This window comes from Halosolutus sp. DAT137 (genome assembly GCF_059736405.1).
In genome coordinates, this window is record NZ_JCAQID010000001.1 from 654,239 (window position 1) to 666,844 (window position 12,606).

The following is a 12,606-nucleotide window of genomic DNA, read 5'->3' on the forward strand; positions in this document are numbered from 1 at the left end:
CGTATCTCCCGTCACCCGGTTTCCGCCTGGTTTCCGCCGACTCGGGTTTCGTTCGGCGTGGGGTAAACCGCGCCAAACCGGGGCGGACCGAATGTGGTACCCGCGGCCATCTGGAAGGCCCTCAGATACCGTTCTGGAGGATTCCACCGTCAACGACGATGGACTCGCCCATACTGTTCCGGTTCTCCGCCAGGAAGACCACGGCCGACCCATGTCCCCGGATCCTGATCGCGCCCCATCGGAATCGCCGCGTCGATCGATCTCCTCGTACGACTGGTCGAGCGCCGGCGTCAGCGTGTTCTCCAACACCGGCGTCTCGACGATCCCTGGACAGACCGGGTTCACCGTAATGGGTGTGCCCTGCTGCGCCGATTTCGCCGGCGATCGACGGCCGCCTGTACACGAGTGACGCCGCCGATTTCCGTCGGGGACTGCTGGTTGTGCTCGGTATCGAATGCGTTTACCCAACCGCGTTCCGAATCTCATCGCCGATCGTCTCGATCGCCTCCCGTGCGCGATCGAGTTCCGGATCGATCAGCATCGGGAGGAAGCCGTGGATCATCTCGTCGTATTCGGTGAGGGTCGTCTGGACGCCTGCGCTTTCGAGACGGTTTGCGAACGCGCGTCCGTCGTCGCGGACGGGATCGAACCCGGCGGTGACGATGAGCGACGGTGGCATATCGTCGAGGCGATGTGCGCGAAGCGGCGACGCGTACGGGTGGCGGCCGTCCAGTTCGCTCCGAAGGTAGCCGTTCCAGAACCGCTTCATGTCCTCTCGGGTCAGGAAGTATCCCTGAGCATTTTCCTCGTAGGAGTCCGTCTCGAACGCGTAGTTCGTCGGCGGATAAATGAGCGTCTGCTGGTCGATCTCGGGCCCGTCTCGATCGCGAGCGAGCAGTCCCACCCCCGCAGCGAGCGTTCCGCCGGCGCTCTCCCCGCAGGTGGCCAACGCTCCCGGCGTGGCATCGATCGTCTCGGCGTGATCTGCGATCCAGCACGTCGCCGCATAACAGTCCTCGAGTGCCGCGGGAAACCGATGTTCGGGTGCAAGTCGGTAGTCGACTGCGACGACGACGCACTGGGTCGCGTTCGTGAGCGCTCGACAGAGCGCATCGTGGGTGTCGAGGTCTCCGAGTATCCATCCGCCACCGTGGAAGAACACGAGCGGCGGGAACGGTCCCGACCCCGCTGGCGCGTATATCCGCACGGGAATTTCGCCAGCCGGTCCCGGAATCGTTCGATCCGTTACGGAACCGACCGAATCGGTGAAGTCGTCGTAAACGGTAAGCTGGCGGTACGTCCGACGAGCATCCTCGAGCGGCAGTCGATACAGCGGCGGTAATCCACGGTCCGACAGTTCGTGGAGGAAGGTTTCGACCTGTGAGTCGAGCGTGATAGACATGGTATGAGCACACTAACCACACGCGTCGGCATAACTCTCCGGTCGTGTTGGTCAAGGCGATCATGCTCTATTGGGACGGGCAACGGAAAAATTCGTCAATTTACGGTCGTGTCGTGCGATCCGCCCTGATCGCCCCAGCCGAACGGCCCGATCGGTGATCGCACGAGTTATTAATGATCATTGAGTGCAAATTCGTGCTGACACTCCCGAAAATTGGATGGTTGTTCATTCTTCACGATAGATGCATGGTAATGTATAGCAAAGGCTTTAGGTTCGGTGGCCCGAATTTTGGGTACAGTTGGCCCACCGGCCACAGATTTACCCATGAGCGACGAACTCATCTGGCGAATCGCAGGGGGTTCCGGAGACGGAATCGACTCGACGAGTCAGAATTTCGCAAAAGCGCTGATGCGTTCGGGGCTCGACGTATTTACACACCGCCACTATCCATCGCGGATTCGCGGTGGCCACACGTACGTCGAAATCCGAGCCGCAGCGGACGAAGTACAGTCACGAGGAGACGGTTACAACTTCCTGCTCTCGCTGGGTGACTCCTTCGCCCGGAATCCACAGGAAGAAGCCTTCTACGGCAACGAGGAGATCAAACCGCTCTCGGAGAACCTGGACGAACTCCGCGAGGGCGGAATCATCGTCTACGACGAAGGGCTCATCGACGAGGAAGACGTCGAAGCGCTCAATCTCGAGGAGCGTGCCGAGGAGAACAACTGGCACGTGTTCCCGATCGATCTGCGCAGTCTCGCCAAGGAACACGGTCGCGAAGTCATGCGCAACACGGCCGGCGTGGGCGTCACGGCGGCCCTGCTGGACATGGACCTCGAGCACATCGAGGACCTGATGGAAGACGCCATGTCCGGCGACATTCTCGAGGCGAACCTGACGATTCTCCACGACGCCTACGAGATGACCAAAGAGGAGTACGACTTCGAGCACGACCTTCGTGCCCCAACGGGCGAACACGAGACCGAGCAGGCACTGCTCTCGGGCTCGAACGCGATCGCCTACGGCGCGATCGACGGTGGCTGTCGCTTCATCGCGGGCTACCCGATGACGCCGTGGACGGACGTCTTCACCATCCTCAGCCAGAACTTCCCCGACATGGGAGGCGTCTCCGAACAGGTCGAAGACGAGATCGCCGCCGCGGCACTCGCACTCGGTGCGAGCCACGCCGGCGCGAAGGCCATGTCCGGATCCTCCGGCGGTGGCTTCGCGCTGATGAGCGAACCGCTCGGTCTCGCAGAGATGACCGAGACGCCGCTCGTCCTCGTCGAGTCGATGCGCGCCGGCCCGTCGACCGGGCTGCCGACCAAGCCCGAGCAGGGCGACCTCGAGTTCGTCCTCTATACGAGCCAGGGCGACTCCTCGCGAGTCGTCTTCGCACCGGGTAACATCGAAGAGGCGTACGAACAGACGCGCCTCGCCTTCGACATCGCCTGGGAGTACCAGATCCCGACGATCATCATCTACGACCAGAAGCTCTCCGGCGAGAACAAGAACGTCGACGTCGAGTTCTTCGACCGCGATCCGGAACCGGGACTCGGAACGACGCTCACCGAGGAGGAACTCGAAGAGGCCGCCCACGACGCGAGTGGGAAGTTCAAGCGCTTCCAGTACGGACCTGACAGCGACAGCGGCAGCAACGTTAGTCCGCGATCGCTGCCCGGCCAGAAAGGTGGACGCTACCTCGCGACCGGGAACGAACACAGCCCGGTCGGACACATCGAGGAGGACCCCGACAACCGGGTCTTCCAGATGGAGCGGCGAATCGAGAAACTCGACGATATCCGCGAGGCACTCGACGAGGAGTACCCCTCGAATCAGACCTACTACGGCGACGACGACGCCGAGTACGGCATCATCACCTGGGGGTCGAGCCACGGCGCGGTCGCCGAGGCCGTGTCCCGCCTGAACGAGAACGGTCACTCCGTCAAAGGAATCACCGTCTCCGACATGATGCCGTTCCCCGAAGCCGAGATGACCGAATTCCTCGAAAGCGTCGACGAGGCGATGGTCGTCGAAATGAACGCCACCGCCCAGTTCCGCGGCCTCATCCAGAAGGAACTCGGCCGCTTCGGCGAGAAGATGACCAGTCTCCTCAAGTACAACGGGAACCCGTTCGAACCTGCAGAGGTCGTCGAAGGCTACGAGGTCAACATCGCCGACGAGGACCGCGAACCGTCCGCACAGGTACGAATCGAACCCGCAGCAGGTGACTAATCCATGAGTGCATTCAACGCGATCGGAGAGGAGCGAGAGATCGACCGGGACGAGTACACGCCCGGTGTCGAACCGCAGCCAACCTGGTGTCCGGGCTGTGGCGACTTCGGCGTCCTGAAGGCGCTGAAGCAGGCGCTGCCGGAAGTCGGCAAGACGCCCGAGGAAGTGCTGACGGTCACCGGGATCGGCTGTTCGGGCAAGTTGAACAGCTACCTCGACACGTACGGCTTCCACACGATCCACGGCCGATCGCTGCCGGTCGCCCGCGCGGCAAAGCTGGCGAACACCGACCTCGAAGTCATCGCCGCCGGCGGTGACGGCGACGGATACGGGATCGGCGGCAATCACTTCATCCACACGGCCCGGGAGAACCACGATATGACCTACATCGTGTTCAACAACGAGATCTTCGGCCTGACGAAAGGCCAGACCTCACCGACCAGTCCCAAGGGCCACAAGTCAAAGACCCAGCCGTCGGGAAGCGCGAAGACCCCACTGCGACCGCTGTCGCTGTCGCTGACCTCCGGTGCGAGCTACATCGCCCGCACCGCCGCGGTCAACCCGAACCAGGCCAAAGAGATCATCAAGGAAGCGATCGAACACGACGGCTTCGCACACATCGACTTCCTGACGCAGTGTCCGACCTGGAACAAGGACGCCCGACAGTACGTCCCCTACATCGACATCCAGGAGTCCGACGACTACGACCACGACATCCACGACCGCCGCGAGGCGGCCGAGATGATGTACGAGACCGAAGACGTCCTCAACGAGGGGACGGTCCTGACCGGTCGGTACTACGTCGACGAGGACCGCCCGTCCTACCAGGAAGAGAAGTCCGCAGTCGGCGAACTGCCCGACCAGCCACTCGCCGAGCGCTACTTCGACGACGACGCCGAGTGGGAGCGCAGCTACGACCTGTTCGATCGACACAAGTAGCGCGTTCGGCTTCACCTGCGACGGAATCTCTGTTCTCCTCTTCGCTCTCTCGTTACCACCAACCAGCGATCGGGTCGGTGCGCGATCGAGAGATTGCGTTCGATCAGCGTGCAGCGGTCGGTCAGGAGTCCGACTCGTCCGGACCGCGGTAGCCGACGCCGCGGGCGAACAGTTTGCTGACGTAGCTCAGGACGAGTAGCGTGACGACCAGTCCGCCGAGGGCGAACGGCTGGAACCCAAAGAGCATCTCGCGGACCGCGTACGCGACGGTGAGAATCCCCATCACCATCGCCGTCCCGCCGGCCCACCGCGAGACGTACGTCGGATCGACCGACTCGTCGTAGTGAGAGTGGAGGTCCGCTCGGCCGCGAACGCCGATTAGAAACGCGAGATAACAAATAAACAGCCCGCAGACGAGCCAGACGCCACCGCTGATGAGATTGAAATCGACCATTTCGTTTCCGGGTACTCAGTCGAGTGAGCGAATAAGTCCGACGATCGGACGGGGAGAGGCAGCGACTATCCGATCGAGGCGCAACACCGCAAGCGGCCACCGAGAAATTAACCTGACGACACCGGTGAAGATGGACCGGTCATCAGCGAAGCCTGGCTGGCCGTCGGTCGGGGTACTGGGACTGACACTCGAACGTGACCCCCTCGTTTTTCCAGCGCTATTCCGGTCTCACACGCCTGCCTTCGGTAGGAGATCCGACGTTTTCGTATACAAAAGATATTTTCCCGTCCGAGCAAAACTAGATGATATGAGCACCCAGGCAACGGAAGATCGCATCCTCGAAGTTCTCGAGGAGGATGCACAGGCCTCCTATTCCGAGATTGCCGATCGGGCGAACGTCTCGAAACCGACAGTCAGAAAGTACATCAACCAGCTCGAATCAGAGGGCGTCATCGTGGGCTACTCGGCCGATGTCGACCCCAAGAAGCTATCGAGCAAGACGATCGCGCTCGTCGGAATCGACGTCGCCAGCGAGCGCTACGTGGAGGCGACGAAAGCGCTCAAGGAACTCGACGAGATCGAGGCGTTGTACAGTTCGAGTGGCGATCACATGCTGATGGCCGAACTCCGGGCCGCAAACGGCGACGAGGTCGGCGAAATCATCTCGAATGAACTGCTCGAAATCGACGGCGTAACCGCAGCACACCCGTCGTTCTTGCAAGAGCGGCTCAAGTAGTAGTGGTGCGCGATCGGCGTCGACCGGCATCCGATCCCAGTTCGTACACCATGGGTCCTGACCCGTTTTTCCTCGTGTTTCGGGACGTCCCCCCTGTCGTGGACGACTCCCACGACGACGGATGCGATCCGTTGCCGGGAGAATCAGTTTCGATCGACGTATGAAGCCCGCGGTCTTTTCTGACCTGCCAGCGTACCAACGGGTATGCCGTCGTACGACCGCGAGACGATCGTTAGAGCGCCACTCGAAGAAGTCTGGGAGTTTCACGCCGGGATCGACGGACTCGAAGCGCTGACGCCGTCGTGGATGGGACTGCGCGTCGAGTCGGTCATCGGCCCTGACGGGGAGTCGTGGCCCGATCGGCTCGAGGCAGGATCGGAGATCGATCTTTCGATTCGGCCGTTTGGCGTCGGGCCTCGCCACCACTGGACGTCAGTGATTACGGAGCGCGAACGCGAGGTGGGATCGGCGTATTTTCGCGACGAGATGGTTCACGGGCCGTTCGACCGGTGGGTCCACACCCATTCGTTTTTCTCCGACGGAGAACGGACGGTCTTGCGTGATCACGTCGATTACGAACTGCCACTCGCCGCTCGTCTCGGCGGAATCAGCGTCGCGGCGACACCGTTTTCACAGGTCGGTTTCGAGAAGATGTTTCGCGAGCGCCACCGGGCCACTAAAGCGCTGCTCGAGTGAGCAGTGGCTGCAGGATCGCCAGCTCACGCCATCTGAACGGCACCGAGAGAGACACGGGCGACCCAATTCGAAAACCGAACCACGGCCGTTTTGACGCCGTAGCCGCTAGCCTCGAACGAGATGAACGAACACGAGAGACAGTCGATCGATCGCCGCCGGTTCATCGGCGTCGTCGGAACCGGATCGGCGATCGGCCTCGCGGGCTGTCTCGGTGGCGACGGCGGCGACGCGAGTGAGCAGGGGTCGAACGGTGGTGCGAACGACGACAGCCATCCGTTCGAGACTGACCTCGAGCATCCCGGCGACGAACCGCTCGAGTTTACCGGAGAACACAACTGCCCGGTCTGTAATATGATTCCGAGGGACTACCCCCAGTGGCGGGCCCAGTTGGCCCACGACGACGGCCAGGGTGCGGCGTTCGATACTCCCGGTTGTCTGTTCGCGTACTACGTCGCGCCGCCGACCGAGTCGGAGATCACCGCCGCGTGGGTGACCGATTTCGGATCGGGGGACCTCGTCGACGGGTTCGAGGCGTCGTACGTCCTCGTCACCGACGACGAACCGGTCCCCGAGGAGGTCATGGGCCTCAACCCCCGGCCGTTCGAGGACCACGACGACGCCGTGGCCTATCTCGACGAGTGGGACGCCGAGGACCTCACCGAAGACGACATCGTCGACCTCGAGTCCGTCGATCGGGAGATCGCCGCGATCTACCGCGGTAATCGGATTCCCGAGGAGTAGCGGGCGGTAAGCGGCGGGCCGTGACCGGAGTGACAGGGGAGGAGTGCCAACTGGAGTTGCGGGCGACGGGTGGCTGCTGTTCGATAGCGCCACGAGTTTCGGAACGCGTTTGCCCGATCGCTGTGTTGAGCGAGGCGTGAAGCAGTTGGATCTCGACGTGACCCCGGTCGCCGCACTGGCGATCGCCGTCTTCGCCGCCAGCACCGGTGCGATTCTCGTTCGCTGGAGTACGGCTCCGAGTTCCGTTGCGGCCTTCTATCGGGTGCTGTTTACTACGGCGCTGGTCGCGCCGGTCGCCCTGGTGTTCCACCGGGAGGAGTTCGGTCGGCTCTCGAGGACCGACCTCGGGTTTGCGATCGTCGCCGGCGTTGCGCTCGCGGTTCACTTCGCCGCCTGGTTCGAGAGTTTAAATCACACGAGCGTCGCCGCGAGCGTTACGCTCGCTCAGAGCCAGCCGATTTTCGTCGCGCTCGGGGCCGGACTTCTCGTCGGAGAACGCGTCTCTCGGGAGACGATCGCCGGCATCGCGATCGCGATCGTCGGAGCCACGGCGATGTCGTTCGGCGGGGCCGGCCAGGCACCGATCTCGGACGCGACGCTGTACGGTAACTCCCTGGCGTTGCTCGGCGCGCTCACCGTCGCGGGGTACGTCCTCGCCGGCCGATCGATCCGCCAGCGCGTCTCGCTGTTTCCGTACGTGACGGTCGTCTACACGGCCTGTACGCTGGCGCTCTGTCTGCTCGTCGGTGTGCAGGGTCACTCCTATCTCGCCCATCCGCCCCGCGAGTGGTTGCTCTTTCTCGGACTGGCCGTCGGTCCCGGTATTCTGGGCCACACGATCATCAACTGGGTGTTAGAACACCTCGAGTCGGTCGTCGTGAGCGTCGCGTGGCTCGGCGAACCCGTGGGTGCGACACTGCTCGCGCTCGTCTTGCTTGCCGAAATGCCCGACACGATCACGGTACTCGGCGGCCTGATTGTCCTCGCGGGAATTTACGTCACGACGATCGAACGGGAGCGACGGCGTGGGCCGGACGACGCGTCGGCGCTGGATGACTGACGGGCCTGTCGTCACACTGGTTCGTCGGGTCCCCCTCGATCGATTGACGTCACCTCTTATTCGTCGACGTACGACGGCCGCTCGGCGTATTCGATCGGATCGCGAACCCCGATATTCTGGAACGCCTGCAGTCGGTACGCACACGAATCGCAGGTGCCACAGGCGGGTTCGTCGTCACGGTAACAGCTCCAGGTGTATTCGTAGGGAACGCCGAGGTCGACGCCGTGGGCCGCGATGTCGGTTTTCGACCACTCGACGAACGGGGCCTCGATCGTGATCTCGGTCTCGGGTTTCGTGCCGACGTCGACCACCTGCTCGAAGGCCTCGAAAAATGCGGGACGGCAGTCGGGATAGCCCGCGAAATCTTCGCTGTGGGCACCGATGAAGACGGCCTCGCAGTCGTTGGCCTCGGCGTAGGAGACCGCCATCGCGAGCAGGTTCGCGTTCCGGAACGGAACGTACGAGGTGGGTATCTCGTCGGCGTCCATGTCCGCGTCTTCGACGGCCATCTCCTCGTCGGTGAGACTCGAATCGCCGATCGCAGAGAGGTGACCCGTCTCGATCTGCAGAAAGTCCGCGGCGTCGAGTTCGTCGGCGAGTCGGCGGGCACATTCGAGTTCGCGGTCCTCGGTCCGCTGGCCGTAGGAGGTGTGCAGGGCGTAGATCTCGTAGCCGCGATCGCGGGCTTCGTAGGCGGCGGTGGCGCTGTCCATCCCTCCCGAAAGGAGGACGACGGCGCGGCGGGTGGCGGGCGGTTCGTCGATCGAGGTGTCGGAATCGGATGCGTCGGTCATTGGTGTAAAGGCAAACGAATCGTTCGTCGGCGTTACGTCTCGGGTGCGTCGTTCCAGAGATCGACGTGGAGCCGTGGCGTGTACCGGAAGCCGTGATCCATCGCGAGATCCGCGACGCGCGATCGCGTCTCTGCGAGGCGATCTCGAGTCGCCCCTTCGGGCATCAGGAGTACGTCCTCGTTGCCGACCGGGGCGTCCGCCGCCTCACGAAGATCTGCGAGCAACTCGTGAATCTCCGGGAGGTCGCCCTCGTCGGTGACGACGAACTTCAGTTGAAACGGGTACGCGTCGACGAGGGCCGCGAGCGCGTCGAGGTCGATACGGGCGCTCTCGTGGCGCGTTTCCCATTCGCCGTCACCCGTTGGGTCACGCTCCGAGGTTGGCGTACTGCTCGCGAGTTTCGGGCTGATCGAGGCGAGATCGATCGGCGCGTCGCGATAGATCGTCCCGTTAGTCTCGACGGTGGTATGGTAGCCACGCTCCGCGAGCGCGTCGAGGAGCGTGACGCTCGCCTCGTGGAGCATGGGTTCGCCGCCGGTGAGAACGACGTGATCCGCGTTCTCGAAGGACTCGACCTGATCGACGATTTCCTCGACATCGAGCCAGGCGTGGGTCGGTTCCCAGGAGGTGTGATAGGAATCACAGAACCAACACCGGAGGTTACAGCCGCTGGTCCGGACAAACACGGAGGGAACGCCGGCCAGCGTTCCCTCGCCCTGAAGGGAGTAGAACAGTTCGTTGATCGGGAGGGCGTCGGTCGAACCCGCGGGCGCGTCGCGGTCGTCGACCGTTTTGCCGTCGGCGCTTGCGCCGTCTCGATCCACCGAATCCGAGACCGGCATCTCAGAACGCCCTGCCCCCGCAGAGTTCGCTCGTTTCGTTGACCTGAACGGCAACGTCAGTGACGGTGTCCGGAAGCGCCGCCAGCAGTTTCTCCTCGAGGATGACGCTCATCACCTCCGCAGTCGGCGGCTGCTCGAGGACGACGAGTGCGTCGTCGTCACCGGCCGCCTCGAAGGCGTCGATCAGCGGATCACCCGCCTCGAGGAGGAACATGTGATCCCACTCGTCGATGACCTCGGTAATATCGCCTTTGTCTGCAACCCAGCCCTCCTCGGTGAGTTCGCCCGTTATCGTGACGGACACTTCGTAGTTGTGCCCGTGCGGTCGCGAGCACTTGCCGTCGTGGTGGAGAAGCCGATGGCCGGCACTGATTCTGATCGGCCGATCGCGCCCGACGTAGAGCACTCGCCGTCGACCGACGACGTCGTCGGCGTCGATCGAATCCTCCGCACCGCCGTCGTTGATCATACTCAGGTATTATCGAGGGAGTACTTAACCCTGATCGATCGGCAGTCCGCAGTGTGTGCGCTATAGTAACAACTGAAACGAGTTACACACCGATCGTACCGCTTTCGTGCGATCAGGAATGCAGTGGTGTTCAGTGACTACCATCGTTCTCTGCGGTCTCGGAACAGCAAATAAACGAGAAAACGGAGGGTGACGGTCCGTCTCTCGATGACGGGGGAATCAGTCTTCGAGTTGGTCCTGGAGTCTGTTCTTCGCCTCGGTTCGCCGCTTGCGCGAGAACGCCGGCCGATCGGTCGAAAAGTCGATTTCGATCTGGTCGACCGTTCGTCGGTAGATGTTCGTTCGTCGCCCCTCCTCCGAGAGCTGTCGGCCCTCGCAGGTTAGCAGGCCCGCGTCGACGAGTTCTTCGATGCGGCGATAGCACGTTGCGATCGGGATTTCGATGTCGTTGCTCAGCGCCTGTGCGGATTTCGGCGTGCCTGCCGCACAGAGAATCTCCGCGCTGTACTTGCTCCCCAGCGCCGAGAGGACCGTCCCGGAATCCGGACCGTCAGGTTTCATTCCTCCGCGTGACATAATCGCATCGTTATCAATTATCAAAATTGAATCTTGTGGTTGTGCGGACAGTCCGAGAGCCGTGACAGCCCCGATCGTACGACTCTCGGCTGACGGTCGTCTGACGCGGTCGTCGGGGTCACCTGACGAAGCCGCCGGACGAGAGCCATTTTACCTCCCGGTTCGAAGCGACCAGTATGAACGTCGCGGTGGTTACCGTCGGAGACGAACTCCTCGCGGGACGAACGGCGAACACGAACGCTACGTGGCTCTGTGACCGCCTTGCCGAACGAGGAGTCACCGTCGAGCGCGTGACGACGGTTCCGGATCGAATCGCCGACATCGCACGCGTCGTCAACGAGTACCGCGCCGAGTACGACGCGGTGATCGTCACCGGCGGCCTCGGCCCGACCCACGACGACCTCACGATGGAGGGTGTCGCTGCCGCACTGGGACGCGGACTCGAAGAACACGAGGCAGCCCTCGCCTGGCTCGAAGAGGACGGCTACTCGCGTGCGGACCTGACCGAGGGGACGACGGAACTGCCAGCAGGTGCGCGGGCGCTGCACAACGAGGCCGGCGTCGCACCTGGTGCCGTCCTCGAACGCGTCTACGTCCTTCCTGGCGTTCCCGCGGAGATGAAAGCGATGTTCGAGACGGTCGCGCCCGAGTTCGTGGGCGAGCGAACGTACCGGGAAGAAGTGGTCGCCGCCGAACCGGAAAGCGCGTTGCTCGATCGCATCGCGCAGTTGCGCGAGGAGTTCGACGTCGCCGTCGGGAGCTATCCCGGCGAGTCGGTTCGGATTTCGATCGAGAGCCCGGACGAGTCGACGACGACGGCGGCCGCGGCCTGGCTCCGACAGCGCGTCGAGTCGCCGGAGTGAACTCAGCGGTACAGATAGACCAGCCAGAGCAGCGTCACCAGCAGGCCGAGTGCCAGCACGCCCCAGCCGGTGATCGTCATCGGAAGCTCCGTCTCGAGCACGTAGTGCAGTTCGTTCATACTCGGCGGTCCGTACCCTGTCCTCTTAATATTTCAGAAACCGAGCGGCTGTCAGGCGGTCCCGGCGATTCTTGCGATCGTCCGCCCGTCGCCAGAGCGGGGGCGTAAGGACCACATCGTCCCCGTCGACCTGTCAGTCATCCCCGTCGACCTGTCAGCACCGCCATCCAGCCCGGTCCCTCGATTAGCAACAGAACATGAACGGGTAGATCAATCCCACTCGATCGCCTGCAGTGAGTTCCGTCTCGAATCCCTCGTAGTGTTCGTTGAACCGACCGTTGATCGTGACGCGGGCGTAGGGGCGCGTCTGCTCGCCTTCGGGGTTCTTTCGCCAGGTTCCGGGGAGTTCGTCGGGAACGGGTGCCCAGCCGCTGTGGGCCGCCTCGGCCTCAGTCTCGGCAATGAGCATCTCCTCGACGTCGTATTCCGCGAAGAACGCTTCGAGGAACTCCCGGAGCGTGCGTCCCTCGAACGTGTACTCGAGGTCGTGGCTCCCGACGGCGTCCCGGACGTGGCCGGTACACCGAACCTCGACGGTCGTTTGCTGTACCTGCTGATCTCGCTGGATCTGCTGGTCTCGCTGTGCCTGCTGGTCGCTCTCGTGGGTCGCAGTCTCGGCGGTCACGAACCGACGTACGACGCGAACGGGCAAACAGTCCGTTCCGAACGTGTTCGGGTAC

14 protein-coding genes are annotated in these 12,606 nt (G+C 62.8%); 7 read left to right on the top strand and 7 right to left on the bottom strand.

Translation table 11 applies throughout. The features are described 5' to 3' along the window. Positions 1-460: 460 nt before the first annotated feature. Entirely contained in the window at positions 461-1,402 is a 942-nt protein-coding gene (lipP1, locus tag AC6I6L_RS03180) for a LipP1 family hormone-sensitive lipase (protein WP_497916265.1), read from the bottom strand. Positions 1,403-1,726: 324 nt separating this feature from the next. On the opposite strand from lipP1, the gene AC6I6L_RS03185 reads away from it, so the two are divergent. Next, complete coding sequence (locus tag AC6I6L_RS03185; RefSeq protein WP_497916266.1) at positions 1,727-3,637, top strand: 2-oxoacid:acceptor oxidoreductase subunit alpha; 1,911 nt, start codon at positions 1,727-1,729, stop codon at positions 3,635-3,637. A 3-nt stretch (positions 3,638-3,640) separates the two neighbouring features. Beyond that, the gene (locus AC6I6L_RS03190; RefSeq protein WP_497916267.1) at positions 3,641-4,576 is read left to right on the top strand and encodes a thiamine pyrophosphate-dependent enzyme; all 936 of its coding nucleotides are present in this window, start codon (positions 3,641-3,643) and stop codon (positions 4,574-4,576) included. A 121-nt stretch (positions 4,577-4,697) separates the two neighbouring features. Here the strand turns inward: AC6I6L_RS03190 and AC6I6L_RS03195 are convergent, their stop codons facing one another. Further along, on the bottom strand, positions 4,698-5,030 hold the full coding sequence (locus AC6I6L_RS03195) for a hypothetical protein (protein WP_497916268.1): 333 nt from the start codon (positions 5,028-5,030) through the stop codon (positions 4,698-4,700). A gap of 307 nt (positions 5,031-5,337) precedes the next feature. On the opposite strand from AC6I6L_RS03195, the gene lrpA1 reads away from it, so the two are divergent. From lrpA1 to AC6I6L_RS03215, 4 genes are all read left to right on the top strand, one after another. After that, positions 5,338-5,766, top strand: coding sequence for an HTH-type transcriptional regulator LrpA1 (gene lrpA1, locus AC6I6L_RS03200; RefSeq protein ID WP_497916269.1), 429 nt, complete (start codon positions 5,338-5,340; stop codon positions 5,764-5,766). A gap of 204 nt (positions 5,767-5,970) precedes the next feature. Continuing rightward, positions 5,971-6,462, top strand: coding sequence for an SRPBCC family protein (locus AC6I6L_RS03205; protein WP_497916270.1), 492 nt, complete (start codon positions 5,971-5,973; stop codon positions 6,460-6,462). A 120-nt stretch (positions 6,463-6,582) separates the two neighbouring features. Then, complete coding sequence (locus AC6I6L_RS03210; protein WP_497916271.1) at positions 6,583-7,203, top strand: nitrous oxide reductase accessory protein NosL; 621 nt, start codon at positions 6,583-6,585, stop codon at positions 7,201-7,203. 136 nt (positions 7,204-7,339) lie between these two features. Further along, positions 7,340-8,263 carry a DMT family transporter gene (locus tag AC6I6L_RS03215; RefSeq protein ID WP_497916272.1) on the top strand — a complete coding sequence of 308 codons (924 nt, stop codon included), beginning with the start codon at positions 7,340-7,342 and terminating at the stop codon, positions 8,261-8,263. Between the two features lie 56 nt (positions 8,264-8,319). Here the strand turns inward: AC6I6L_RS03215 and queC are convergent, their stop codons facing one another. From queC to AC6I6L_RS03235, 4 genes are all read right to left on the bottom strand, one after another. Next, positions 8,320-9,057, bottom strand: coding sequence for a 7-cyano-7-deazaguanine synthase QueC (gene queC, locus AC6I6L_RS03220; RefSeq protein WP_497916273.1), 738 nt, complete (start codon positions 9,055-9,057; stop codon positions 8,320-8,322). Between the two features lie 32 nt (positions 9,058-9,089). After that, positions 9,090-9,899, bottom strand: a complete 810-nt coding sequence (locus AC6I6L_RS03225; RefSeq protein WP_497916274.1) for a 7-carboxy-7-deazaguanine synthase QueE — start codon at positions 9,897-9,899, stop codon at positions 9,090-9,092. A 1-nt stretch (position 9,900) separates the two neighbouring features. Next, complete coding sequence (locus AC6I6L_RS03230) at positions 9,901-10,368, bottom strand: 6-pyruvoyl trahydropterin synthase family protein (RefSeq protein WP_497916275.1); 468 nt, start codon at positions 10,366-10,368, stop codon at positions 9,901-9,903. 219 nt (positions 10,369-10,587) lie between these two features. Next, positions 10,588-10,944, bottom strand: a complete 357-nt coding sequence (locus tag AC6I6L_RS03235) for a helix-turn-helix domain-containing protein (protein WP_497916276.1) — start codon at positions 10,942-10,944, stop codon at positions 10,588-10,590. Between the two features lie 176 nt (positions 10,945-11,120). On the opposite strand from AC6I6L_RS03235, the gene AC6I6L_RS03240 reads away from it, so the two are divergent. Then, positions 11,121-11,807, top strand: coding sequence for a competence/damage-inducible protein A (locus AC6I6L_RS03240; RefSeq protein ID WP_497916277.1), 687 nt, complete (start codon positions 11,121-11,123; stop codon positions 11,805-11,807). Between the two features lie 303 nt (positions 11,808-12,110). Here AC6I6L_RS03240 and AC6I6L_RS03245 read toward each other — a convergent pair whose 3' ends face one another. Next, entirely contained in the window at positions 12,111-12,494 is a 384-nt protein-coding gene (locus AC6I6L_RS03245) for a MoaD/ThiS family protein (protein ID WP_497916838.1), read from the bottom strand. Positions 12,495-12,606 lie beyond the last annotated feature (112 nt).